The sequence below is a fragment of the Staphylococcus pseudintermedius genome (genome assembly GCF_034042775.1).
GTDB classification, from domain to species: Bacteria; Bacillota; Bacilli; order Staphylococcales; family Staphylococcaceae; genus Staphylococcus; species Staphylococcus pseudintermedius.
On record NZ_CP120150.1, the window covers coordinates 544,607 to 571,169 of the forward strand.

Consider the following 26,563-nt stretch of genomic DNA (forward strand, 5'->3'; position numbering starts at 1 on the left):
TGAGGGTGGTTTAGGTTAATAGTAAGATGGCAGCAATAATTAACACTAATAGCATGGCGTCTACACCGACCATTAATTTATAACGTGTGTTTTCAGTGCCTTCTTTTGAAGTTTTATATAACATATAGGCGTTAGGAAGAAAACTAATTAAAAGAATTACGATGACAATGATACCAATCGTTTGTGTTGACATATTTCATCACTCCTTGAAAAAACGTTGTCGTATTGCACCGACGATTAAGCCAACTGCAACCCCGAGTGCAAGGCCTACTATAGCATGCTCTAACCATTGCCCCACTAGTATACCTAAGATGATGCCAATAAGTAGGGGAGGTCCATAAATGCGTCTTCGTGTGTCGTGGCTTAAAATCGTGAAGACAACGAAGTATAATACCGCAAAGACAATGGCAACGAGTACTGAACGTAACAATAACTCGGTTGTCGTATATGTGGATTGTGTTTGATTTAGGAAGAAAAAGAGTAGACCTAAAATAATTGAGATGAGGACACCTCTAATGATACGTGTGCGATCCATAATATGCTCCTTAGTCTTTGAATTGTCCTTATTATAACATAGACCGCAATCAATGATGACGTGTACTCATCTATCACAAACGATGCATTAGTTCTTTTTGTTTTCCTTTTTGATCGCTTTGAATTGACCGTGATCATTCAGATAAGCATAAAATAGCCCGATGATTAGTCCACCGCCGATATAGTTTCCAAGCAAAGCCCCGATAATGTTTTTAGCCATATGTAGCATATTGAAAGCGTCTGTTTGATAAATGGCACTGGCAATAAACAAACAAGCATTATAAACAACGTGTTCATAGCCCATAAACGCGAAAATCGTTACACCGAACATCATGACAAACATTTTGGCCAACACATCATCAATTTGCATGGCAATGACTAATGCAATGTTAATAAAGAAGTTCGCGAAAATAGCACGGACTAAAATGTTTTGAAAACTATAATCATGAATTTTGACTTGTACGGTATGGTCAAGCATTTGTAGCATATCCGGTGTCATGACATTGGAAAACCGGAGTAAACTAAACAAAATGAATGCACCAATCATATTCCCAACAAAACATAATGTGAATATTTTAATTACACGTGTTGGACGAATCAAATGATAATACAAACCCACCGTAAAATACATGAAATTACTCGTTAGAAGTTCAGAGTTTGTGAACAGAATTAACACGAGGGCAAAACTAAAAGTAAATGCACCCGCCATATTCACGAGACCGGGCGCTACGTCAGGCGCAAATGTTGTTTTAACTGTTAATACAAAAACGGTTATGATGCTAATAATAAATCCTGCCATCATTGCTCTTAATAAATAACGCCTTAGATAAAAGCTCTGAAGTACATCTTTCTTTTGAATCGTCTCAATAATATTTGAAACCCACTGGCGACCATAAAAAATTGTATCCCATTTGATATTAGTATCTTTCATAAATTAGATTCCTTTCTTAAATAATAAACCTAGTATAAGCAATTCGAAAGTAAATGTGAATATATTCACAATGGTTTAATGTGACAATATTTCGACGGTCGATGGTGCAAACGTTAACATATTTAACTGCGATTTTTAGTAGGATAAGATTACTGTGTATAGGATGGTCGATATATCAATGGTTAAAGGTGTAACGGATATACAGGTAGCAGGGCTGTTTGGAGATGAAAATAGGAATGTAAATGAATGGGTTAACATTTTTAATTTTTTCTTCAAATTCTGATAGTTTATAGTATAATAGCGACATGCACGGTTCAACATCAATTTTATATGAGTAGGGGTTACAAAAGGAGATGGAACGTTGTCATGGAAGATAATCAATTACACAGAGGATTAAGTTCTCGACAGATTCAAATGATCGCACTCGGTGGTACTATCGGTGTCGGATTATTCATGGGGGCATCAAGTACAATTGCGTGGACAGGTCCCTCTGTTATTTTTGCATATTTAGTTGCGGGTTTATTTTTATTTTTAATCATGCGTGCAATGGGAGAGATGGTCTATCTTGATCCATCAACTGGTTCGTTTGCAAACTTTGCTACAGATTATATCCACCCTGTTGCAGGTTACGTGACTGCATGGGCCAACATCTTTCAATGGATTGTTGTAGGGATGTCGGAAGTCATTGCAGTCGGCGCATATATGAAGTTTTGGTTTCCAGAATTACCAACATGGATTCCAGGACTGATTGTCATTGTTCTGTTAACAGCTGCCAATGCGGTGTCTGTAAAAGCGTTTGGTGAATTTGAATTTTGGTTTGCGATGATTAAAATCGTGACAATTATTTTGATGATTATTGCTGGTTTCGGTTTGATCTTCTTCGGTATAGGGAACGGAGGCAATCCAATCGGTCTTAGCAATCTTACAGCACATGGCGGTTTTATGCCGAATGGTTGGCTAGGTTTTTTCTTTGCTTTATCTATTGTTATCGGTTCATATCAAGGGGTTGAGTTGATCGGTATTACAGCAGGTGAAACAAAGGATCCTCAAAAAAATATTAAAAAAGCAGTCAACGGCGTCATTTGGCGTATTTTAATCTTTTATATCGGTGCCATCTTTGTTATTGTAACGATTTATCCTTGGAATGAATTGCACGACATTGGTAGCCCATTTGTTGCAACATTCGCAAAAATCGGAATTACGATAGCGGCAGGTTTAATTAACTTCGTTGTGATTACGGCAGCGATGTCAGGCTGTAACTCGGGTATTTTCAGCTCAAGTCGTATGATTTTTACTTTAGCACAACATCGTCAATTACCAGCGATATTTACAAAAGTCATGAGAAACGGTGTACCATTTTATACAGTTTTAGCTGTATCTATTGGTATTTTAATCGGTGTCATTTTAAATGTTGTATTACCACAGTTTATCGATGGTTCTGAAAATATTTTCGTTTATGTTTATAGTGCATCTATTTTACCTGGAATGATTCCATGGTTTATGATTTTATTTAGCCATATTCAATTTAGAAAGAAATTTCCAGAAAAATTAGAAAATCATCCTTTCAAAATGCCACTTGCACCAGTGACAAATTATCTGTCAATCGCATTTTTATTAATGGTGTTAGTTGCAATGTTAATTAATAACGAAACACGTGTATCTGTGATTATCGGTTTCTTATTCTTAGGTTTTATGGCCGTATTTTTCTTCTTACGCGGTTATCATAAACGCGATAAAGAAGACTTTAAATTATAAAAATAACAAGCATCGTATTGTATTTTGGGAAAGAGATACATAGCGATATTATAATGATCGGGCTTATATTCGCATAGTTGAGATGAATCCGTGCTTCAATATGCGTGTCGATTTTTAATTGTAAAGCGTGTTTAAAGTGGGATGGCACATGTCATTCCGCTTTTTAAATTTGCTGAAAATCGCACAAACTGTGTTTTAAAATGTGCCCGTACACATTTGAAAATAAGCGCGTGTTCGTGTAATTTGTTGGATATAACTTTGATTCAATTTACGTTGACTGCCAAAATTGATAGAGACTAATGGATTGTGATACAAGTTGTAAAGACAACAATAGTAAAGGTCGTAGGGATAGGGACTGTATGCATGTGTATGAACGGGTTGAGGTGACTGTAGATAATGCGATTGGACTTTCGCTTTCAAATTGGTCAATATGTCTTGTGCGTATTCGGGATCTCGTGCGTAGGTTAAATCGTAAGTTGTGGTTAAGTCTAACAGTTCATTCAAAACCTCGAGTGCTTGTATCAAATTGGGCATTTCATAACCGTTCATCAGTAGCGTCCTTTCATGAAATAATATATAGTATAACAAGAATCATTCACGTGCGTAAGTGTTGTATCAAACTGTAAAAAAGTCACAGGTCTGTGATATATATACAACCGTTCGTGCATTTTTAAAGGAAAGAGAGTATTCAAATGTCAAAATATAAATGGAAAGATATTGCTTGGCGGGACTTATTATTAGTTCCTATTGTTATCGTTGCAACGTTCGTTTTCGGAATACTTGCCGCTATCATTAGCTTTGTGTTTTTCAATGTGAGTGAAGCGGCGTTATTGTCTGACTCAAATGCACTCGTCGCACAAGTCATTGCTACAGTCGTTGCTTACTTGATTGTCATCCTTAGTTTTTACTTATTACATTATAAAACGATGGGGCAACGCTTTATGAAGGGACTTCAAGGGATACGCCAATACATATTTTGGATTGTAGGGGCATACCTCGTTGCACAAGCCGCTTCAACCCTCTATGGTTATCTACAACAGTTTTTGCCCGAACGATTTCAATATGATACGACGCAAAACGAGATGCTGATCGACCAACTTTTCGCTATTCCGTGGTTTACGCCAATCAATTTCATGATGATTGTGATATTAGCACCAGTCGTTGAAGAAATTTTCTTCCGTCATATTTTAATTGGGGAATTAGGTAAGAAATTGAACTTTAAAGTCATGGCCGTTATTTCAGCCTTGTTGTTTGCGGGGGTACACGTGCTTCAAGCGACCTCCCCATTTGAAATGATCGATTACTTAATTTTAGCCGTACCACTTGTGTTCTTATATATCAAAAGTGGCCGTAATTTAGGTGTGTCGATCGCTTTTCATATGTTAAATAATTTTATTTCGTTCGTGGTCACAATCATACAATAGTGACATCCCACATAGAAAAAACCAATGTTACGCTTTTAGGCATGACATTGGTTTTATTGATGTTTTGAATCTTTTAAATAGGTTTCGTAGTTTTCAAGTGTAATATCGTTCGTTTGTATTGATTTTTGGAAAGAATACGAAATGTCTTCAATCGTAGAGATATCAACATATTGTGTATAATCGCCGCCAATATGATAAACAATCGCTTGCCAACCGTCGTGACGTGCAATCAAGCCAATAAAAATGACATTTTCAAAGCGTTGTTCACCATTTGCATCGCTTTTATAGTCAATGCCCATCACTTTGCGCTCTTGGCAATATATTAAAATGTCACTGAATTGAACGGGCAAGCGTGGTTGCTGACGTGTTTCGTATAAAACGTATTGATCCAGTTGACGTAATGTACGTCGAATATGTGTGTAAGGTTGTTTTAATATTTTTTGAATGAGATGATTCGTTGCTGCTTCATAAGGTAATGTCGACTGTGCTTGGCTTTCTTTTAATATTAAATAGAGCGCTTGTAATTCTGTTTGCGTCAAGTTCAATTGATAGTAATGTTGATTCGCTTGAAGTTGGTAGCCACCATACATCCCCGCATGTGCGACTATTTGAACGCCTTTACCTTCTAATTCTTGCATGTCACGTAAAATAGTCCGTTTAGAAACGTTGAGAGCTTGCGCTAATTCAAGGGCAGTCATCGGTTTGTCTTGTTGAATCAAGGCCAACAGCTTCTTTTGCCGTGTTTCTTTATTCATACGAATCCCTCCCAAACATGTTTAACAATATTATAGCATATCTATTAAATAATTATAGTGAAAGACTTTTTCCATCTCAATTGCACAACAAAGTGAAAAATGTAAACAAAAAGTGCGCAAAAAATTTTAGAAAACGCTTACATTTATGTTAGAAATATGTTATAGTGTAGTTAGCTACTAGGGGGGATGGTACAAGAAATGTTCAAATAAAGGGGGAGCTATCACTATTGATAGTAATGTTTGAATGGTATATTGTACTAATTCTAGTTTAACATCTTCAATATTTATTACTTACTTTCCTTTCTATGCCGGTTGGTTCACGCCAACCGGTTTTTTCGCGTATCAATCAGATGTTGTATGCCATGATGATTTCAATACGTATCTTTTGAAGAACCCCCAAAAACTCTTTTTCTTCTGTATAATGGAACTAACATAGATAAAGAGGTGATACATATGTTATCTGAATCAGAGCGTCATAAAATAGATCAACATCTCCAACAATGGATTCAACAGATGACAGAAGAAATCCCTAATCTGATTCATCAAATTCAAACCGACACGAAATCCAGTCGTTACGATCTTGTAACGAATGTTGATCAAACGATCGAATCAAGATTTGAACAATTTTTAAAAACGTATTATCCACACCACCGCTTGTATGGAGAAGAAGCACATCATGAAACGCAGCATTTAAAAGAGGGACATACGTGGTTGATTGATCCGATAGATGGGACAGCAAATTTAGTCAAACAACAAGATGACTTTTGCATGATTATAGGCTATTTTGTTGAAGGGGAGCCACAACTTTCCTATATCTATGATTATCCAAGACAAAAACTGTATCGCGCTGTGAAAGGAAGCGGTGCATTTTTAAATGACAAACCGTTGCTTCCCATTACGTCACAACCGTTGAAAGATCAGATTATTTCATTTAACAATCGTGTATTGAATGATGAAACGATCCATGACTTATTAGATGTATCATTTGGCTATCGTTTAATCGGTGCTTGTGGCCTTGATTCAGCACGTGTAATTACAGGGCAGTTCGGTGCACATATTCATACGAATGCGAAACCTTGGGACATCGCCGCTCAATTTTTATTTGCACAAGAACTTGGTTTAAAGATGACAGACTTCCACCAACAGCCCATCGATTTTGTTCGTGGTGGTCCATTTATTATTAGTAATCCAGGGTGTTACGAAACAATTTTAGACATATTGTTATCTAATGGTGGATATCAAAAGTAGACTTGCGTCTAAAGACCGATTTCGTTCGATAAACTTTACTGTAAAATAACACTTAATATGTGACGGGATCATATTTTCATGTATCTCCATAAAGCTTGACCAATACATTCGGAAAGAAGTGACTTTGTTGGAGTATAAAAGAACGCAAAAACGTAAAAACCCAGTATTAAGATTTTTATTATGGTTTGTAGGTATTTTATTCATTTTAGCCGTTATTGCTGTAGCTTATCTGGCATTTAAAATTTTTGCAGTAGGGGGGGCCATTCATAATCCTTTAGATAGAAATCATTCAGAATTGAGATCAGGTAAGGTGGATTTGAGTAAGGGAGAACCTTTTTCTATTGCATTATTTGGTATAGATTCAGATGCACAACGTGAAAGTGCGGGAGGCGGTGAACGAAGCGATACCATTATGATTTTATCAGTGAATCCAGAAAAGAAAACGACAGAAATGATCAGTATTCCTCGTGATACACAAGCGGAAATCGTTGGACGTGATACAACAGAAAAAATCAACCACGCCTATGCCTATGGTGGACCAGATATGGCAGTGAAATCTATTGAAAAATTAATGGGTGTGCCAATCGATCATTATGCAACAGTTAATATGGATGGTTTGAAAGATACAATCGATACGGTCGGCGGCATCGATGTGACAAGTAATGCGACATTTAATGCAGGGGGGCATCAATTCACTAAAGGTCAACGTACGCATCTTGATGGTGATACCGCCATGTCATTTATTCGAAGCCGTAAAGAAGAAGGGGCAGGTGGAGATTTCGGTAGACAAGAAAGACAACAACTTGTGCTTCAAGGTTTAGCTGACAAGTTAACAGGTATTTCTTCGCTTACGAATTTTAATGCCTTGATGAACCAATTGAGTGACAACGTAAAGACAGATTTAACGATTGGTGAACTGAACCAAATTCGTAGTAACTACAGTGATGCTAATGATCATGTTAAGCGTCATCAATTAGACGGTTCTGGTGGTATTCAAAGCGATGGTCTTTATTACTTCATTCCCGACGAAACACAAAAGCAATCACTAGTACAGCAGTATAAGCAAAATTTAAACTTATAAATGTACTGTTGATTTGAAAGCAGCCTTTGAACCATCACCCATACAATTGAATCGCGGAGTGGAGTTCAATAGGTTCAATTATTAATATGCCTTGCAATGTATAACGTTAACTGCGTACACATTGTAGGGCATTTTTAATTCTTTAGGGAGATAGCTTTCCGATGCTTATTTGAAACAATATTCAGATAACGATAAAATAAAGTGACTATCTACATAAAGGAGGAATTTGATGGAATGGCTTAAACTGATAGGCATCCTCATCATCGTTTTAGGTTTTTATTTTAAATGGGACACGATTGGTACAGTACTTATTGCAGCAATTGTGACTGGCCTTGTTTCTCATATGGATGTGATGACGATTCTAGAAACACTTGGTAAAGCATTTGTGGATAATCGGATGGTGTCATTATTTATTTTAACGTTGCCTATGGTCGGGATGATTGAAAGGTTTGGTTTAAAAACACAAGCGACACGGTTAATCAATCGTATCCAAGGCATCACTTCGGGGCGGATCATGTCCGTTTACTTATTCATTCGCGAAGTTGCGGGCCTTGCTTCAATTCGAATTGGTGGACATCCACAATTTGTACGTCCGCTCATGAATCCAATGGTCCAAGCAGCGGCGAAAGCGAAATATAAACAAAAAATAGAGCCTGTAGACGAAGAAAAACTGAAAGCCCATATTGCTGCAATGGAAAATTATGGCAACTTTTTCGGGCAAAATTTATTTGTCGGCGCATCAGGTGTACTGTTGATTGTTGCAACGTTTCATTCATTACATATGGAAGTAAAGGCCGTCGAGATTGCGTTATATTCTGCCCCTATCGCGATTGTTGTGCTGATTATTGGTGTGATTCAAAATATCTTGTTTGATCGAAAAATGAACCGTAAGTATGGTGAGAAAGGGGGAACACAAGATGAGTCCTCAAATGATTAGTCAAATTCTAGAAATCTTCTATGTGCTTATCGGTTTACAGTTTGTTTATACAGCTTATCGTGTGTATCGTGAACCGAGCAATATGAAAAGAATCGGGACAGCACTGTTTTGGTGTATTTTAGGTTTATTATTTATGGTAGGACCTTATTTTCCGAATTGGCTCAATGGTTTGCTCGTATTGTTAATGGGTTTTTTAACGATAACGAAAAATGTAACAATCGGGAAAGTGGTTGGGGTCGAGCATCAAGAAGAAGAACAAGGGGCGACTCGCTTTGGAAATTTATTATTTATCCCAGCTGTCGTGTTAGCGATTGTTGCTGTCATTGTGTCGACTTGGACGCCATTAGGTGGTGCAATAGGGATAAGTATTTCTTCTATTGTCGGACTGATTGTTGCGTACTTGATTATCCGTCCGAAAGCGAAAGTCGGCTTATATGATAGTGATCGTTTAGTGCAACAAATTGGGACAGTCGGCATTCTTCCACAATTTTTAGCAGCACTTGGTATTTTGTTTACAGTGAGTGGGGTAGGGACGACGATTTCAAAAGGGATATCGAGCTTTTTACCTCAAGATAATGCCTTACTCGGTGTGATCGCGTACATTTTAGGCATGGTGCTCTTTACGATGTTAATGGGGAATGCATTTGCAGCGTTTACAGTCATCACCGCGAGCATTGGCTTACCGTTTGTGATTCAAAACGGGGGTGACCCAACGATTGTCGGTGCATTGGCGATGACGGGCGGTTTTTGTGGAACCTTACTTACTCCTATGGCTGCAAACTTCAATACGTTACCTGTTGCATTATTAGAAATGAAAGACGAATTAGCTGTGATTAAAGCACAAGCTCCAATGGCTATAATGCTCATCGTCGTGCATATCATTTTGATGTATATACTGGCTTTTTAAATGAATAAAGGAGGCTTTAAGTCAATGAAAGTTTTAGTCACTGCATTTGATCCATTCGCTGGTGAAAAGGTGAATCCAGCATTGCAAGCGGTACAACGGTTACCTGATACCATTGAAGGACACGTTATTGATAAGTTAGAAATTCCGACCGTGTTTTACCAAAGTATTGAAGTCGTTCGAGAAAAGCTTGCGGAAACAGAGTATGACATTGTGCTTGCTATAGGACAGGCGGGTGGGCGCTATGAAATCACACCAGAACGCGTCGCCATTAACGTTGATGATGCACGTATTCCGGATAATGATGGACAACAACCGATTGATCAGCGCATTCAACAAGATGGGCCGCCAGCGTATTTCACGCCATTACCTGTAAAACGTATGGTTGAAGCGATGCAAGCTGAAGGTGTGCCTGCAAGTCTATCGAATAGTGCCGGTACATTTGTGTGTAATCATATTATGTACCAACTTGCCTATGAAGCAGAACGATATTATCCAAAGTTGAAAACAGGATTTATACACGTGCCATTTGCGCCTGCACAAGTGATTGATAAGCCGGGAAAACCATCGATGTCGATAGAGATGATGGTAAAAGGATTAACAGCTGCGATTCGCGTGTGTCTCAACTATGATACAGATGTTGCAACAGTTCACGGCACGACGCATTAAAGTTTGAAATATATTGCACATGTCTGCACTTTAGAAGCGTTTAGAAATTGTTTTAGTATTTTTAAAATGAGTTTGCGATATATAACTTTTGGAAATGTGTTAACTTTTGGTTACTAAAGGTATAAAATGGAAATAACTAAGTATGTGGGGGCATCTTAGGCATATAAAATAAACAATCATTTCAGGGGGGATATTGATGCAAGAACATCTTATTGTAACTTTAGATGGTAAAGATTATCTTGTAGAACCGGGCAAAAATCTGCTTGAATTCATAAAAGAGCAACAAACGTTTGTACCCTCAATTTGTTATAACGAATCACTTGGACCAATTCAAACATGTGATACGTGTGCCGTTGAAATTGACGGCAAAATCGAACGTGCATGTGGGATGACGGTACAACGCTCAATGGTTGTGAACACGACAACACAACCGGTACAAGATAGCCAAAAGGAAGCATTAGATCGCATTTTAGAAAAACACCAACTTTATTGTACAGTTTGTGATTACAATAACGGTAACTGTGAGATTCATAATACGATGGACCAATGGGGATTGGAACATCAAACGTATGAATATAAACCGAAACCTTATGAAGTGGATTTTGGTCCATTTTATCGTTATGATCCGAATCAATGTATTTTATGTGGACGTTGTGTCGAAGTGTGTCAAGACGTTCAAGTGAATGAAACGTTGTCCATTGACTGGGATCGTGAACATCCACGTGTCATTTGGGATAACGATGTCTCAATTAATGACTCTTCATGTGTTGGCTGTGGTCAATGTGCAACAGTGTGTCCATGTAATGCAATGATGGAGAACAACATGGTCGGTAATGCAGGCTACATGACAGATATTGAGCCAGGTTCACTGGCTTCGATGATTGATTTAACGAAGAAAGCAGAAACAGGCTATGGTCCTTTGTTTGCAGTGTCTGATTCCGAAGCGGCTATGCGTGAAGAACGTATTAAAAAGACGAAAACAGTATGTACATATTGTGGTGTTGGTTGTAGCTTCGAAGTATGGACGAAAGACCGTGAAATCTTAAAAGTACAACCTTCTCATGATTCACCGGCAAACAAAATTTCTTCATGTGTGAAAGGGAAATTCGGTTGGGATTACGTCAATTCAGAAGAGCGTTTAACGAAACCATTAATCCGCCGTGGTGATCAATTTGAAGAAGTCGAATGGGATGAAGCGATTAAACATGTCGCAACACGTATGCAAGAAATTAAAGCGCAATACGGTCCAGATGCATTGTCATTCATTTCATCTTCAAAAGCGACAAATGAAGAATCCTACTTAATGCAAAAACTTGCACGTCAAGTAATTGGTACGAACAATATCGACAACTGTTCAAGATATTGCCAAGCACCAGCGACAAAAGGTTTATTCCGCACGGTCGGTCATGGTGGTGATTCAGGTTCAATTGAAGATATCGGTAAAGCAGAAATGGTTATTACGATCGGTACGAATACAGCAGAAGCACATCCTGTTATCGCATCTCGTATTAAACGTTCACACAAATTATTCGGTACCAAATTGCATGTATTCGACATTCGTAAACATGAAATGGCACAACGCGCAGATGAATTTTACCAACCTTATCCAGGTACAGACTTAGTATGGTTATCTGCTGTGACTAAATACATCATTGATCAAGGATGGCATGCACAGTCATTTATTGATGAATGGGTCGACCATTTTGATGAATACTATCAATCACTCGAACCGTATACAATGGACTTTGCAGAAGAACATACAGGCATTTCAAAAGAGCGCCTCATCCACCTTGCCAAAGAAATTGTGAGTGTTAATTCAGTTTCAATTTGTTGGGCGATGGGTGTGACACAACAAGAAACAGGTTCAGATACAAGTACAGCGATTTCTAACTTGTTATTAGCAACAGGTAACTACATGAAACCAGGCGCAGGTTCTTATCCATTGCGTGGACATAATAACGTTCAAGGCTGTTCTGACTTTGGTAGTATGCCGGATAAATTCCCTGGTTACCAAGGTGTTGAAGATGATGAAGCGCGTGGCCGTTATGAAGCAAGTTGGGGTGTGAAATTACCAAGTCATCCAGGTTACGACAACCACCAAATGATGGATCATATTCATGCAGGTGACGTACACAGTTTATTCATTTTAGGGGAAGATACCGGCATTGTGGACTCAAACATTAACTATGTTCAAGCTGCACTTGAAAAAGTAGACTTCCTTGTCGTCCAAGATGAATTTTTAACATTTACAGCTGAATATGCAGACGTGATTTTACCTGCAAGCCCGTCATTAGAAAAAGATGGTACATTCACAAACACTGAACGTCGTTTCCAACGTTTATATCAAGTGTTAGAACCGCTTGGTGACTCTAAACCAGACTGGCAAATCACACAAATGATTGCGAAAGAACTTGGTTTTGATTGGGGTTACAAACACCCAGCTGAAATTATGGATGAAGCATCAGACTTAACACCTATGTTTGCTGGCGTGAAATATCATCGTTTAGAAGGTTATAACAGCTTACAATGGCCAGTCGCTGCAGATGGTACCGATTCACCATTATTGTTTACTGAACGTTTTAACTTTGATAATGGTAAGGCGAAATTCTTTGCACTAGATTTCAATAACTTCTATAAAACAAATGAAACATACGACTTACATGTGAATAATGGACGTGTCCTCGAACATTTCCATGAAGGTAACATGACATACAAAGTACCAGGATTAAAATACAAAATGCCGACTGCGTTTGTTGAAGTATCGCCAGAATTGGCAAAAGAACGTGGTATCCATGAAGGGGCAGCAGTTAAATTAATTTCTGAACATGGTGAAGCGACAATGCACGTGCACATTACAGATCGCGTGTCCGGTAAACAAATTTATTTACCGTTGAATGACAACAGTGCAGCAGCGATTAACTATTTAACAAGTAGTGTGACAGACCCAGAAACACATACTCCGGCTTATAAATCTACAAGCTGTCGTATGGAAATCTTGAGTAAACGCGGAAAATCACCACTTAATCCAACCAACTTTCGTAATCAAACAAGAAATCCACAGTACAGCGTACGTGTTGACAAAAAATGGGCAAGATCGGATTATGTCTTCCCAGGGGATCAGGTGATGAAATAATGGCTGAACGTATTAGAAAAATTAAACGTCTTGAAAAAAGTGGAGCAGCAATCAAAGCAGAAAGTTTATCACAAGTTACGGATGCCATTGCGGAAAACAAAGATAGTATCTTAAAAGCCATTGACCTTATTCGTACACTAGATGAGGCTAAAATATTAGATGCATTAAATGGTGCCGTGAAACAACGTGGTGTCATTACAGAAAAAATTACCGCTGAATTGAATAAAGATCAATATACAGGTGTCATTCATAATATGGGCCAAATGTTGTTCTTATTAGGTGATTTGCAGACTGATGAACTGCGCGTATTGTTGAATAAAGTGAATCGCGGTATTCGTGTAGCAAATCAGGCGAGTCCTCATGCACGTACTTCTGTGACAGGTTTGATGCGTGTGTTGAAGGATGATGAGATGAATCAAAGTTTGACTTACTTTTTGAATTTGTTGAAGGGGATGTCTCGCGATTAGTTTTTTGGACATTTCGGAGTGGAGTGGCAGTTGATGTCATTCCACTTTTTGTTTTGTGCAGTTTTAGTACATTTCAAGAACATTGGATAGTACGTATCTTTCAGATTGCTGTGAACGATTCTGCATGAATGGTTGTTTGACTGATTGAATGGACGCTATGGTCTCGCGTTCTTAGGGGCCTTGCCTCAACTCAATTCGACTTGATTGAAGTATACATTTGAAGGGTGCCGAATTGGATTTTGGGAGCAGTACAGAAATCTCATGTGCAACAAAGATTTCGTCGTACTGCCCCCGCAAGGCTGACTAGACTTCTCAAAAGCGTATGCATTGAGAAGTCAGACAGCTACTGCGTTAAACGGTAGCCACTTTTAAAGTTAAATGACGTTGTTTAGCCTTTAACTGATCCCTCAAGCGTCTCGGCCAGCGTTACAAATCAATCAGTCAATTTTGATTAAATGTGTAGCATCGTTCATGCAACCTTAGAAAGAGAGCGATTGATAAAATGTGACATCCATCACAAAGATAAAAAGTAAGAGAGAAAACAATACTCTGAAATATGCATTTCTTCAAAAATGAATCGGTGCTATTCTCTTAAAAAGGGGTATGCATTTTCAGTTTACATAAAGTTTTAAAGCTCGCTCTACGTGTATCAGGTCGTTTTATGCAACGTGCTAAGAATGAATGCTGTGTCGCGATGATGTTCGTTTCATGATAAAATAATACAGGTATGAAAGAGGTGGGAAAATGGATACAAAAAAGATTAAAATATTAGGTATTGTTTCCAATGTATTTTTAATTTTGGGATTGATTTTACTTGTTTTTGTCAGTGCATGGATTGCGCTCGTTTGCTTTTTAATTTCGTTAGGTTTGAGTCTCGTGTTATTCAATATGCTTTTTCACGGTAAGCGTGCGGTAAAGATTATTGTTAATATCGCGTATTTTGTAGTTTTATGTGCTGTAGGTGTGATGATTTATATGTCGAGGTAACATCAATCATGTAAAGGAGTCTATGAGATGAATCGGTCGCGTAAAGTGAAACCTTTGAAAGCTATTATTATTGTATTATTTGTGTTATTTGTCGTTTTATTTGTGGTCAATGAAACGTCTCTTTTTAAAAATGATAAAACACATACATTTGATGAAGCTTTTGCCAAACAAATGCAAGGGGATGCGTTACATACAAAATCTAAAGGTAACCAGTTTGTCAATGCTTCTAAGCAAGACATCAAAGCTGCGATGACTGTTGACCACAAAGATTCAGATTTGATGTATATGGATTTATCTGAACCGATTGAAATGTCGGAAGATGAAGTGAATGACATGTTAAAGGGGAACGGCATTTTAGAAGGGCATGGGAAAGCTTTTTTAGAGGCACAAAAGGAAAATGATGTCAATGTCATTTATTTAGTGAGCCATGCGCAGTTAGAAACAGGAGAAGGTCGGTCTGCTTTGGCGAAAGGTTTACGCAAAGGTGACGCTCGTTATTACAATTTTTTTGGTATCGGTGCGTTTGATCGTAAAGCTGTCAAAACAGGCGCAAGTTATGCTCAAAAAGCGGGATGGACTTCACCTGATAAAGCGATTAAAGGTGGTGCGTCTTTTGTAAGAACGCAATATTTTGAAAATGGCCAGCTCAACTTGTATCAAATGCGATGGAATCCGCAAAGCCCTGCGACGAATCAGTATGCGAGCGACATCGATTGGCCGGCTAAAATTGCTGCACGTATGGAAGTTTACTACCAAAAATATGGTATTAAAAAAGATGATATTCGAAAAGATTTTTACAAGAAATGATCAATGACGGGGTGATGATATGAAAATCGGCATTGTGGGTGCAGGCATTGGTGGTCTTACAGCTGCAATAATGCTTCGAGCACAAGGACACGATATCTCAATTTATGAAAAGCAAGACACTATTAGTGAGGTAGGTGCGGGCATTGGTATTGGAGACAATGTGATTCAAATGCTCGGCGAACATGATCTCGCTAAAGGAATCAAAAATGCCGGTCAAGTCTTGACAGCGATGCGTATTTTTGACGAGCAAGGCCACATATTAAATACATTGCCATTAAGCGATAAAAACACGAATGTAACGTTAGAACGTCAAACATTAGTGGACCTTTTAAAATCCTATTTAGATGATGAATTGTTTCATTTTAACCACAAAGTGACGCATGTCGAAAGTAATGGGACTACTGGGACGATTCATTTTAAAGAGCAAAGTGCAGTACAAGTCGATATGATTATTGGTGCTGATGGGATTCGTTCACAAGTGAGACAATCTGTTCAACCTAAAAATAAAGTTCAATATCAAGGATATACATGCTTTAGAGGAATAGTTGACGATATGGACATGTTAAAACCGATAGCCGATGAATATTGGGGACAAAAAGGACGTTTCGGCATTGTTCCATTATTAGATGGTCGGGCATATTGGTTTGCGACGATGAATGCGAAAGAAAATGATATGCACTTTAAAAAGTTTAATAAACCTTATTTACAAGCGTATTTTAATCATTTTCCAGAACCAGTGCGTAAAGTATTAGATTTACAAGCTGAAACTGCGATTTTGCATCATGATATTTATGATTTGAAGTCATTGTCGACATTTGTGTATGAAAAGAATATCGTGCTATTAGGTGATGCAGCACATGCGACAACACCGAATATGGGTCAAGGTGCAGGTCAATCGATGGAAGATGCGATCGTTTTATCAAATGTGTTGAAAAAATATGACACGCTCGAAAGTGCACTGAAACGCTACAATCGATTACGTGTGAAACATACCCGACAAATCACGAAGCGTTCGCGTCAAATTGGAAAAGTGGCGCAAAAAGCGAATGGACTTAGTATTAAAATGCGAAATCGATTCATGCGATTGTTGCCAACATGGGTCATGAAACGACAAACACAACTTTTATATCGTACGAAAAGTGAATAATAAAAGTAAAAACAGAGACTTGGAGATTATGTTTTCTCAGTCTCTGTTTCTATTTTTTGAATTGATATCGATTAAGTCGTCGAAAATTAAGAATGAATTGGGAGAAGGGACATAGAAAATTTCTACGTCCGTGCCCATCTCACTCCTTTATTTTACATGTAGTTCAATAGATAAAGGCAAGGGGTGTGGCATCGATTATTTTGGCAAGTTAACGATAAAATCAGGTGCTTCCCCATTAGCTTTTTTAACTAAGTTATTCGCAACGATTTCTGCCATCATATCACGTGCTTCAAATGTTGCATTACCGATATGCGGTGTAATGACCACATTATCTAATGATTTGAGACCTTCCGTAATTTTTGGCTCAAATTCATAAACGTCAAGTGCAGCCCCTTCAATCGTTTTGTTTTGGAGGGCTTCTAATAATGCTGCTTCATGCACGATAGGACCGCGAGAAGCGTTAATCAGATAACTTGTTGGTTTCATCATTTCTAGCTGAGGTGTATCTATCATATGACGCATAGACGGTTGATATGCAGCGTTAATAGCAACAAAATCTGCTGTTTGAAGTAACGTGTCTAAATCTAAATATTTCGCGCCTAATTCACGTTCTTTGTCTGGTTTTTGGTGTGGCCCTGTGTAAAGAATATCCATATCAAATCCTTTCGCACGACGCGCAACGGCTGTACCAATTTCACCTAAGCCGATAATACCTAATTTTTTACCAGATACTTCACGACCACGGAAAAATAACGGTGCCCACCCATTGAAACCTTCATTACGCATTAGACGATCACCTTCTGCAACGCGACGTGCTGCAGCAAGTAAAATCGCCATCGTTAATTCAGCCGTTGAATTTGTAGAGGCTTTAGGTGTGTTTGAAACATCAATATTTTTTGAACGTGCATAATCGACATCGACATTATTGAAACCTGCACCATAATTGGCGATAAATTGTAAATTTGAACCACTATCAATCACTTCTTGGTCCACTTCTGTAGATAATAAACTGACGAGTCCGAAAGCGTCTTTAACGCCAGTTTTAAGCGTTTCTTTATCAATAATTCCTTCACCTTCGTACATCTCAACTTCAAAATGAGCTTTTAATATTTCAAGTCCTTTTTCTGGGATAGGACCTGCAATAAATACTTTTTTCATATGCGATTCCCACCTTTCTTCTCTAGTATATGAAACCCCTTTCTAGATTACAAGAAATGCCGGTTATACAACTAATTTCAATCCAACTGCAGAAATGATAATCAAGAAAATGAAAAAGATTCTTATAAATTGTTTGGATTCATGATAAACGACCATTCCTAAAATCGTACCACCTGCTGTGCCGATTCCTGTCCAAATGGCATAAGCGGTTCCCATTGGTATGTCTGCCATTGCCCAAGAAAGACTGGCTAAGCTCAAAGCAAAGGTGATAGCAAGTAATACAATAAAACGTTTTTGATGTTGGCGTGCATATTCGTTTAACCAAAGCACGCCTAATACTTCAAATAAGCCTGCTAATAAAAGTGCGAACCAACTCATTGCTGTTCACCTGCCTGATCTGTTGTTAATTTGAGACCGATAACGCCGATAAGTAATGTGAGGATGAAGCACAGTTTGATGAAACTCACTGACTCATTGAAAAACAGCATGCCGACAATGACTGTGCCTAACGTGCCAATACCGACGAATACAGCATATACTGTGCCTACAGGTAAGATGCGTGAAGCAGATACCATCATCCAAAAACTTAAACTGATCAGCGCAATGGTCAATATCCATTGGTAAAGGAGATGAGAATGCGTTAAGCCAATAACCCAGACCACTTCCATTAAACCAGCGAAAATCACTTTCGTCCATTGCATGTGAAATGCCTCCTTGAAATCATATAATGCCATCATATAATGAATATTCATTTGTCGGCAAGATGAGCCATACAAATTTTTGATGCAATATTTTTGTTAAACTCGTCTTATTCCTAAGATTTCTGCGTTTGATTATCCACACGATAGCACCCAATTTTTACGTCTAGTTGATCCTCATTTTTTGCCGCTGTTATGATTAATAAGATAGGGGGTTGGAAAACTCAATGTTCTAATCCTATATACACAATAAAAAACCATTGCTGTATGCTGTAACAACAATGGTTTTTTAAATTTAATGATTCATGTCATCCTATACGTGAATGTAGTTGTATGAACTCGCTTCAGATGCAGAGATTGTACGTGTACTTATGTTGAATGGACCGCCGTCATAGTTCATTTCTGATACTGTAATTGAACCATCTTCATTGACAGATTCAACGTATGCTACGTGCCCCATAGGACCTGCATTTGATTGTAAGATTGAACCTTCTTCAGGGTTGTTGTCTACAGTGAAACCTGCAGCTGATGCTGAGCTTGCCCAGTTGTTTGCGTTACCCCAAGTTGAACCAATTTCACCGCCAACTTTGTCATATACATACCAAGTACATTGACCAGGTGTATATAAGTTTCCAGCACTTGTTACGCCAGTTGATTGTGTTGAAGTAGATATGCTTGTTGTATTTTGACCGTATGTGTATGTTTGGTTGCTGTTTGCATTGTAGTTGTAGTTTGTATTACCTTGTGCATTTGTGTTGTAACCGTAGTTGTAGCTGTATGAATAGCTGTAATTACCTTCAGCAGCGTCAGCGTTATCGTGTTGTAAGCCCACCGCAGCGGCAGCACCTAATCCAGCAGTTAATGTAGTTGTAGTAGCGAATTTTTTTAACATAATAAAAGTCCTCCTAAAGTTTTTGGTTGTTTATTTTAATTTGAGAATTGTAAAAGTTGGTTTGTTTAATTAAATCGTTCTTTTAACGACAATATGAACTTTATCAAAAATTGAGCCGTCTGTGTGGAATGTTACAGTTTTGTAATTGAATTAAAACTCGAATGGGATACGATGTAATCTCATGACAGCGACACTTTTCCTTATCAAATGTAGATTTAACGCGCTATTTAGTTTTGTTTTTAAACCTTTTATCATTCAAGATGTTACAGTGAATGTAATATTTAGAGCAATGACTTAATTTGTTTTAGACTTTAAAAATGCAACGTCATTAATTTGAAAAAATGAACTAAAACGAAACGTACAAAAATGAATTGTTTTATATCAAGAGTTAATTGAAGGTGTTGAAAAAGTTCGATTAAAGTCAATGCTACATGGGAAGCAGGCTATGAGGATGGGCAACGAGCAGTCTATCAATATGTGTAGCACTAAAATAAAAAATCAGCAACATAATTGTGCGCATAAAGGGTATAACTAAGCAACAACGCGATGAGAATGCAACGATATTCAAAAAATTGTTTTCTTTTGATAATCGTTCTGTTACGATTCATGTTGAGTCACAATTCGATGACACGACATCAAACAGAAAAAAACAGAAAGAAGGGTAAATAAATGAAAATAGCAATTGTAGGATCAGGTAACGGGGCAGTGACAGCAGCGGTTGATATGATGAATCAAGGGCATCACGTCAAACTGTATTGTCGTAACCAATCCATCAGTAAATTTGATTATGCCATTGAACAAGGTGGTTTTAATTTTAATAATGAGGGCACAGAAAGTTTTGTACCGTTCACAAATATTAGTGACGACATGGGCTATGTCTTAGAGGGTGCTGAAATTGTTATGTTATGTATCCCTTCGTCATTTATCGAATATTATGCGGAATTAATGTCATCGCATATTAATAATGATCAAATTATTTTCTTTAATATGGCAGCAGCAATGGGGTCAGCACGTTTTATTAAAGTTTTAGAAGAATACAAAATAGAGACACGTCCCATCTTTGCAGAAGCGAACACATTAACGTATGGGACACGCGTCAACTTTGAAACAGCTTCAGTCGATTTATCATTAAATGTACGAAAAGTTTATTTCTCTACATTAAATGAAAAGGATTTAACAAAAACCTTTAAAAAAGTGGAATCGCTCTATCCATATATTGTTAAAGAAGAAAGTTTATGGCGTACAAACTTAGAAAACGGTAATCCAGAAGTACATCCTGGACCAACGTTATTGAATGTGGGACGTATTGATTACAGTGGAGATTTTGCGCTTTATAAAGAAGGAATTACAAATCATACGGTGCGCTTGTTACATGCAGTCGAAGTCGAGCGTTTAACGTTAGGACGTAAGTTAGGTTTTGAATTGGAAACGGCGAAAGAAGCCCGTATTGCACGTGGTTATTTAGAGCGTGAGATGGAAGATGAACCACTCAACAAACTGTTCAATCATAGCCCGGTCTTTTCACGAATTCCAGGGCCGAATAAAGTAAACAACCGTTATTTAACTGAAGATATCGCTTATGGCCTCGTCTTATGGTCGAGCTTAGGTAGGGAAATAGGGGTGCCTACACCGAATATTGATGCGATTATTGTAATAGCGTCAACAATTTTAGAGCGTGATTTCTTCAATGAGGGCTTAACAATTGAATACTTAGGAAGAGAAAATGTAGGGTTAGCTTCTTACTAAAAATACAAAGGGGAGTGTGTTGTGTATGAAAAGAAAACCTACTTTATTAGAGTCACTGTCAACCATTTTCGTGATGATGATTGTGGTTTGTGTAGGTTTTATCTTTTTTGAAATACCTGTACAACCTTTATTAATTATCTCAGCAGCGTATGCGTCATGGATTGCATGGCGTGTCGGCTTACGTTGGAAAGATTTAGAAGAAGGGATTACGGATCGTTTAGCGACAGCGATGCCTGCGATATTCATTATTTTGACAGTCGGTATTATCGTTGGTTCGTGGATGTATTCAGGCACTGTACCTGCACTGATTTATTATGGTTTGAAATTTTTAAGTCCGAGTTACTTTCTCATTTCGGCATTTCTCATTTCAGCCATCACTTCAGTAGCAACAGGGACGGCATGGGGGTCAGCATCCACTGCAGGTATAGCTTTAATGGCAATCGGCTTACATATGGATATTCCAGCAGGCATGGCAGCCGGTGCAATTATTTCAGGTGCAGTATTTGGAGATAAAATGTCACCATTATCGGATACGACCAATTTGGCATCATTAGTGACACGTGTGAACATTTTCAGCCATATTAAACATATGATTTGGACGACTGTACCGGCATCTATGATTGGCCTCATCGTTTGGCATATCGCATCAAGAAGATTTTCAGTTCAGACGAATACAGAGCAAATTGACGCATTGTTAAAAGACATTGCTACAATGTACGATATTAACTTTTTCATTTGGCTTCCGTTAATTGTCATTGTCGTGTGTCTCTTAGCTAAAATTTCAACTGTACCATCGATGCTCATTTCAAGTGTCGTAGCCATTTTCGTTGGTTGGTTAAACAACGGATTTCAACTTAAAAATGGCTTCATTGCGACATTTAGTGGTTTTACACCAAAAATGTTACTTGGTCAAGAAGGCTTGTCTCAAAAAGCGTTGTCATTGATTGAGCAAGGTGGAATGATGAGTATGACGCAAGTATTAGTGACGATTTTTTGTGGCTATGCTTTCGCAGGAATTGTCGAAAAAGCGGGCTGTTTAGACGTAATTTTGCATAGCATTTCTAAAAATATTAATTCACGCGGTCAGCTCATTCTCGTGACGGTTATAGGAAGTTTAATGATGGTGCTCGCTGCAGGGGTGGCGTCAGTTGTGATTATTATGGTCGGCGTCTTATTCATGCAAATGTATGACAAAATGGACCTGGATCGGGTGAATTTATCGCGAACATTAGAAGACTCTGGTACGATGATTATCCCACTCATTCCATGGGGGACCTCAGGCATTTATTATACGCAACAACTGGGTGTCGGTGTCGGTCAATTTTTCATTTGGGCTGTACCATGTTATCTTTGCGTACTTTTCGCATTGTTCTATGGCTTTACCGGCATCGGCATTAAAAAGAAAGCATCTGCTTCATTATAAAAAGGATAACGACGCATGATTAAAAGTATATATTCTGAAATCAAAAACAACTGATTTTAGGTATATGCTTTTTTTATAAGTTAAATAAATCAGTACGATAGGAGTGAGAAATGAAGTGATTGCAAAGTCTTATCGTAAAAGGGGATATGGGTATCAAAATAAAAAGAAAATTTTAAATAATTGAATCATATATGTTTTAGCTAGATAGAAAACGGTTATAGTATAAACATGAAGAGGTGATTCCATCTTATACTTAATAGTTCTAGTAGCGATGATTCTATTATGGTTTGGGATTCACCGATACATCAATCACGATGAAAAACAACTTAAAAGTCCTTCTGTAATATTATGGGCTATCAGCCTGTTACTGTATTTTGTAGCGATTGTACTGTATCAGACTGATGCCCTTCATTTATATGAGCGAATCCATGAAATTGCACTTGTCACAGTTTTTGGTTTCATTGTGGTTTGGACTTATTCACATCTTTATCGCTCTATAGATACTATCGTTTATACAGTGATGATTGTATTGTTCACACTTGTTATTTTTGCCACAAGTGGCCCAAGCCTGTTGGTTTCTGATGCCATAACGATGATGCTCGTCATACGCTTGATTTTGACAGCAGTGTTTGTAGGGATAGGTGTACACGTCGTCATTAAGCAACTGAAAACTAAAAACATGGAAAACTTCCCATTACTCTATTTCTTTGCATTTGGTTATTGGGTAACGATTGCTTATTGGTTGTAAAGCATGAAGTGGTTTAAAGTGATGAGTTGGCATGTATGGCGAGCGTAGCGATTTTAAACTTGTGAGATTGTAAAAGAGAAGTATGTGATTCAACTTAAAAATACACAAAAAAGAACCCTCTGCATATCAAAATGCGGAGGGTTTAATATATGAAAGATTCATGTTAGTGAATGTAGTTGTAAGATGCTGCTTGGCTAGCTGAGATTGTACGGCTTGTTACAACACCAGGACCGTAACCGTAGTTCATTTCTGATACGCGAATAGAACCATCAGAACCAACGCTTTCAACGTATGCTACGTGACCGAAAGCACCTTGAGTTGTTTGTAAAATCGCGCCTGCTGATGGGCGGTTGTTTACAGTGTAGCCTGCTGCAGCTGCTGCGCTTGCCCAGTTACTTGCGTTACCCCAAGTTGAACCGATTGTACCACCTACACGATCAAATACATAATAAGTACATTGTCCTACAGTGTATAGGTTCGCACTTGATCCACCTCTTGATACTGAACGTGTAGACGTTGTAGTTGTTGTATAAGATGATGCATAATCACGTGAACTGTATGAGCTAGACGTGCTTGTCGTTTGTGTTGTGTATGATGGTGCGCTGTAAGTACGTGTTGGTTGCGTGTATGAAGTACCTGCTGTTGCATTGTAACCAGTGTAGTAAGAAGCTGATGCGTTACCACCGTTAAAGCGCTCTGGTGACCAGTTACCTTCCCATGTGAAGTGGTAGTTTCCTTGATTGTCGATTGTGTAAGAATAGCTATAAGACGTTGGGTCTTGTGGGTTATATCCACCGTTGTATTCTGCTGCTTGTGCATCGTGACCATGAGCTAATGTTAAAGCAGCAACTCCTGCTGTAGCGATTGAAGTTGTAGCGATTAATTTTTTCATTGTAAAAAATCCTCCTAGATAATTTGTTCAAGATTATAAAGTAATTCACTAAAGTGTGATTTGATTTTCTGTATAAGTATAAACCAACTGTTGTGGTTTAATAACGATATATACTGTATCAGAAAAAAAATCGCTTGTGTAGTACTTCTTTGTTTTGTAATGTTTAATCATTTTGATGGAATTTGATGTAATATTAGCGTGGGTTATAAAGCGCTTTGTTAAGGGGTTTTTAGACAAAAAAGAAAACTTTTGAAAGTATTTTAAAATATTTTGTTACATAATTGTAATATAGTTACAGAAACATTTCGCCGCAGATTTTTAAGCAGTTTTTGTGTTATGAAAACAAAAGAGAAAATATACATAAGGCATTGAATTGGGCATATTTATGCATCTTTAACTGCATATGTGGGTAAAGTATAGATGAATGTCACCTTTATTTTGCCTCAAAGCTAAAACATCACTTGAATGTATTTTTATTAATGAAGAAATAGATTTAATTGAAAGTTTGTGAACGTCTTTTTATCTATTATAATAGAAGAAAATAGAATAAAGCATGATTGTTTATCTATACATATAATAGAAGAAATGTGTTATTTTAAGGCGGGTACGCTATAAATTGAAATCGGAATCTTTCTTATTGACAAATCGTATAAGAGAGGGATATAATCTTAGTATAATTTTTATACTTGAAAGGTGGTGTTGAGATGAAAATTGAATTAGGATTGACATCTTTTGCAGATAACCAAGATATGCATACAGAAAATGGTGTATTACCAGCAATTTCAAACGGAGAACGTATTCGTAATGTTGTTGAAGAAATTAAATTAGCAGATGAAGTAGGCCTAGACGTCTATGGATTAGGGGAACATCACCGCCCTGACTACGCTGTATCTAGCCCAACAACAGTGCTTGCGGCAGCAGCGGCTGTAACTAAAAACATTAAATTGTCGTCTGCAGTAACGGTTTTATCATCAGATGATCCAATCCGTGTGTATCAACAATTTGCGACAATTGATGCATTATCTGATGGACGTGCAGAAATTATGGCAGGTCGTGGTTCATTTATTGAATCTTTCCCATTATTTGGTTACGACCTTAAAAACTACGAACAACTTTTTGATGAAAAATTAGAGCTATTATTGAAAATTAATCAAAATACGATTATACACTGGGAAGGTGCATTGACACCAAATATTGATGGACGTGGTGTATATCCACGTGCGGTACAAAAAGAATTACCAGTGTGGTTAGCAACAGGCGGCACACCTGAGTCATCATTAAAAGCAGGATCTTTAGGTTTACCGATTACTTATGCGATAATAGGTGGTGACCCAAAAAGATTTAGACGTAATATTGCGATGTACAAAGCTGTTGCTGAATCAAATGGTCATAATGGTGACACACTTCAAGTTGCTTCTCATTCTTGGGGTTACGTTGCAGATACGGATGAACAAGCGCAACGTGAGTTTTATCCTAGTGTAGAAGCACATCATAATGTATTGGCTAAAGAAAGAGGTTGGCCACCATTCTCTAATGAGCATTTCCAAAGAGAGATTGGTCCAAATGGTGCGATGTACGTTGGTAGTCCAGAAACAGTCGCACAAAAAATTATTGATACCATCGAGGCATTAGGTATTACACGATTTATGTTACACTTACCATTAGGTTCTGTGCCACATGAAAGAACAATGCATGCAATTAGACTTTTTGGGGAAAAGGTAAAACCTATCGTCGATTCATATTTTGAAAACAAATAGGAGGAATTTAGAAATGATTTTACGTTACGTTACAAACTTAAAGGTAGCAAAGCAATTATATGATGCAGCTCAACCAAAATTGAAAGGTGACCAAGGTATGAAGGACGCTTTTAAAATGTTCAACTTACCTGAAAGTATGGTTAAAGTGATTGGAATTACTGAAGCTGTTGCTGCTGGTCTTTTCGCTATTAGTATTTTTGACAAACGTTTATCACAAGTTGCTTCAGTGTTAACACTTGGTGTATTAGTAGGTGCAATTTACAAACACATTGAAGCAGGTCAAGGTAAAGAAGGTGCACAACACGCAATCGACGTGGCATCTTTAGCAGGGTTAAGCTTAGTTGACAACTTAGTTAACAAAAAATAATTACAATAACATATTCATTTGATGTTTATTGTACTAGCTCTTTAGTTTGAAAATCTATTATTGATGACGATAACTTAAAAGTGAATATTTAATAATTTAACCT

At 37.7% G+C, this 26,563-nt stretch carries 27 protein-coding genes; 17 read left to right on the plus strand and 10 right to left on the minus strand.

All coding sequences use genetic code 11. From position 1 onward, the window contains the following. Positions 1-10: 10 nt before the first annotated feature. The 3 genes from P3U61_RS02220 to P3U61_RS02230 all read right to left on the minus strand — a co-directional run bounded on the left by P3U61_RS02220 (position 11) and on the right by P3U61_RS02230 (position 1,465). Entirely contained in the window at positions 11-193 is a 183-nt protein-coding gene (locus P3U61_RS02220; protein ID WP_014613143.1) for a hypothetical protein, read from the minus strand. A 6-nt stretch (positions 194-199) separates the two neighbouring features. Continuing rightward, entirely contained in the window at positions 200-535 is a 336-nt protein-coding gene (locus P3U61_RS02225) for a hypothetical protein (protein WP_015729553.1), read from the minus strand. A gap of 87 nt (positions 536-622) precedes the next feature. Further along, a complete protein-coding gene (locus tag P3U61_RS02230; RefSeq protein WP_063284723.1) occupies positions 623-1,465 on the minus strand; it encodes a formate/nitrite transporter family protein in 843 nt (280 codons plus the stop codon). 366 nt (positions 1,466-1,831) lie between these two features. On the opposite strand from P3U61_RS02230, the gene P3U61_RS02235 reads away from it, so the two are divergent. Beyond that, on the plus strand, positions 1,832-3,220 hold the full coding sequence (locus P3U61_RS02235) for an amino acid permease (protein ID WP_014613146.1): 1,389 nt from the start codon (positions 1,832-1,834) through the stop codon (positions 3,218-3,220). Between the two features lie 195 nt (positions 3,221-3,415). On the opposite strand, the gene P3U61_RS02240 is transcribed toward P3U61_RS02235, so the two are convergent. Beyond that, positions 3,416-3,769: a hypothetical protein gene (locus P3U61_RS02240; protein ID WP_031253762.1), complete on the minus strand. Its 354-nt coding sequence runs from the start codon at positions 3,767-3,769 to the stop codon at positions 3,416-3,418. 143 nt (positions 3,770-3,912) lie between these two features. On the opposite strand from P3U61_RS02240, the gene P3U61_RS02245 reads away from it, so the two are divergent. After that, positions 3,913-4,644: a CPBP family intramembrane glutamic endopeptidase gene (locus tag P3U61_RS02245; RefSeq protein ID WP_014613148.1), complete on the plus strand. Its 732-nt coding sequence runs from the start codon at positions 3,913-3,915 to the stop codon at positions 4,642-4,644. Between the two features lie 53 nt (positions 4,645-4,697). On the opposite strand, the gene P3U61_RS02250 is transcribed toward P3U61_RS02245, so the two are convergent. After that, positions 4,698-5,399 (minus strand): helix-turn-helix transcriptional regulator, encoded by a 702-nt coding sequence (locus P3U61_RS02250; RefSeq protein WP_014613149.1) that lies wholly within the window; start codon positions 5,397-5,399, stop codon positions 4,698-4,700. A 453-nt stretch (positions 5,400-5,852) separates the two neighbouring features. Here P3U61_RS02250 and P3U61_RS02255 point away from each other — a divergent pair, with 453 nt between their 5' ends. The 10 genes from P3U61_RS02255 (at position 5,853) to P3U61_RS02300 (ending at position 16,779) form a co-directional block, all read left to right on the plus strand. Continuing rightward, the gene (locus tag P3U61_RS02255; RefSeq protein WP_065520375.1) at positions 5,853-6,647 is read left to right on the plus strand and encodes an inositol monophosphatase family protein; all 795 of its coding nucleotides are present in this window, start codon (positions 5,853-5,855) and stop codon (positions 6,645-6,647) included. Positions 6,648-6,774: 127 nt separating this feature from the next. After that, a complete protein-coding gene (locus tag P3U61_RS02260; RefSeq protein ID WP_014613151.1) occupies positions 6,775-7,728 on the plus strand; it encodes an LCP family glycopolymer transferase in 954 nt (317 codons plus the stop codon). Positions 7,729-7,957: 229 nt separating this feature from the next. Further along, complete coding sequence (locus P3U61_RS02265; RefSeq protein WP_096636665.1) at positions 7,958-8,665, plus strand: DUF969 domain-containing protein; 708 nt, start codon at positions 7,958-7,960, stop codon at positions 8,663-8,665. Next, positions 8,646-9,572 carry a DUF979 domain-containing protein gene (locus tag P3U61_RS02270; protein ID WP_015729547.1) on the plus strand — a complete coding sequence of 309 codons (927 nt, stop codon included), beginning with the start codon at positions 8,646-8,648 and terminating at the stop codon, positions 9,570-9,572. Before P3U61_RS02265 ends, P3U61_RS02270 begins: the two co-directional genes overlap by 20 nt. A 24-nt stretch (positions 9,573-9,596) precedes the next feature. Next, the gene (pcp, locus tag P3U61_RS02275) at positions 9,597-10,238 is read left to right on the plus strand and encodes a pyroglutamyl-peptidase I (protein ID WP_014613153.1); all 642 of its coding nucleotides are present in this window, start codon (positions 9,597-9,599) and stop codon (positions 10,236-10,238) included. Between the two features lie 196 nt (positions 10,239-10,434). Next, a complete protein-coding gene (fdhF, locus tag P3U61_RS02280; RefSeq protein WP_096636664.1) occupies positions 10,435-13,371 on the plus strand; it encodes a formate dehydrogenase subunit alpha in 2,937 nt (978 codons plus the stop codon). Next, positions 13,371-13,838 carry a helical membrane plugin domain-containing protein gene (locus tag P3U61_RS02285; protein WP_015729545.1) on the plus strand — a complete coding sequence of 156 codons (468 nt, stop codon included), beginning with the start codon at positions 13,371-13,373 and terminating at the stop codon, positions 13,836-13,838. The genes fdhF and P3U61_RS02285 overlap by 1 nt, the downstream gene beginning before the upstream one ends. Before the next feature lie 744 nt (positions 13,839-14,582). Continuing rightward, positions 14,583-14,825, plus strand: coding sequence for a hypothetical protein (locus tag P3U61_RS02290; RefSeq protein WP_015729544.1), 243 nt, complete (start codon positions 14,583-14,585; stop codon positions 14,823-14,825). A 27-nt stretch (positions 14,826-14,852) separates the two neighbouring features. Continuing rightward, positions 14,853-15,632: an N-acetylglucosaminidase gene (locus P3U61_RS02295; RefSeq protein ID WP_015729543.1), complete on the plus strand. Its 780-nt coding sequence runs from the start codon at positions 14,853-14,855 to the stop codon at positions 15,630-15,632. A 19-nt stretch (positions 15,633-15,651) separates the two neighbouring features. After that, positions 15,652-16,779 (plus strand): FAD-dependent monooxygenase, encoded by a 1,128-nt coding sequence (locus P3U61_RS02300; protein WP_014613158.1) that lies wholly within the window; start codon positions 15,652-15,654, stop codon positions 16,777-16,779. A gap of 195 nt (positions 16,780-16,974) precedes the next feature. Here P3U61_RS02300 and P3U61_RS02305 read toward each other — a convergent pair whose 3' ends face one another. The 4 genes from P3U61_RS02305 to P3U61_RS02320 form a co-directional block, all read right to left on the minus strand. After that, a complete protein-coding gene (locus tag P3U61_RS02305) occupies positions 16,975-17,937 on the minus strand; it encodes a 2-hydroxyacid dehydrogenase family protein (RefSeq protein WP_140223487.1) in 963 nt (320 codons plus the stop codon). Between the two features lie 63 nt (positions 17,938-18,000). Beyond that, positions 18,001-18,315, minus strand: coding sequence for a DMT family transporter (locus tag P3U61_RS02310; RefSeq protein WP_014613160.1), 315 nt, complete (start codon positions 18,313-18,315; stop codon positions 18,001-18,003). Then, the gene (locus tag P3U61_RS02315) at positions 18,312-18,638 is read right to left on the minus strand and encodes a DMT family transporter (RefSeq protein WP_014613161.1); all 327 of its coding nucleotides are present in this window, start codon (positions 18,636-18,638) and stop codon (positions 18,312-18,314) included. The genes P3U61_RS02310 and P3U61_RS02315 overlap by 4 nt, the downstream gene beginning before the upstream one ends. A 310-nt stretch (positions 18,639-18,948) precedes the next feature. Next, entirely contained in the window at positions 18,949-19,527 is a 579-nt protein-coding gene (locus P3U61_RS02320) for a CHAP domain-containing protein (RefSeq protein ID WP_014613162.1), read from the minus strand. Positions 19,528-20,196: 669 nt separating this feature from the next. Between P3U61_RS02320 and P3U61_RS02325 the strand changes: the two genes are divergently transcribed. The 3 genes from P3U61_RS02325 to P3U61_RS02335 all read left to right on the plus strand — a co-directional run bounded on the left by P3U61_RS02325 (position 20,197) and on the right by P3U61_RS02335 (position 23,444). Beyond that, the gene (locus P3U61_RS02325; RefSeq protein ID WP_014613163.1) at positions 20,197-21,273 is read left to right on the plus strand and encodes an NAD/NADP-dependent octopine/nopaline dehydrogenase family protein; all 1,077 of its coding nucleotides are present in this window, start codon (positions 20,197-20,199) and stop codon (positions 21,271-21,273) included. 25 nt (positions 21,274-21,298) lie between these two features. Then, positions 21,299-22,696, plus strand: coding sequence for a Na+/H+ antiporter NhaC (gene nhaC / locus P3U61_RS02330; protein WP_070407688.1), 1,398 nt, complete (start codon positions 21,299-21,301; stop codon positions 22,694-22,696). A 271-nt stretch (positions 22,697-22,967) separates the two neighbouring features. Continuing rightward, complete coding sequence (locus P3U61_RS02335; RefSeq protein ID WP_014613165.1) at positions 22,968-23,444, plus strand: hypothetical protein; 477 nt, start codon at positions 22,968-22,970, stop codon at positions 23,442-23,444. A gap of 163 nt (positions 23,445-23,607) precedes the next feature. Here P3U61_RS02335 and P3U61_RS02340 read toward each other — a convergent pair whose 3' ends face one another. Then, positions 23,608-24,336 carry a CHAP domain-containing protein gene (locus P3U61_RS02340; protein WP_063278970.1) on the minus strand — a complete coding sequence of 243 codons (729 nt, stop codon included), beginning with the start codon at positions 24,334-24,336 and terminating at the stop codon, positions 23,608-23,610. A gap of 704 nt (positions 24,337-25,040) precedes the next feature. Here P3U61_RS02340 and P3U61_RS02345 point away from each other — a divergent pair. Then, positions 25,041-26,093, plus strand: coding sequence for an LLM class flavin-dependent oxidoreductase (locus P3U61_RS02345; RefSeq protein ID WP_140223488.1), 1,053 nt, complete (start codon positions 25,041-25,043; stop codon positions 26,091-26,093). 13 nt (positions 26,094-26,106) lie between these two features. After that, positions 26,107-26,460, plus strand: coding sequence for a DoxX family protein (locus tag P3U61_RS02350; protein ID WP_014613168.1), 354 nt, complete (start codon positions 26,107-26,109; stop codon positions 26,458-26,460). The last annotated feature ends 103 nt before the right edge of the window (positions 26,461-26,563 follow it).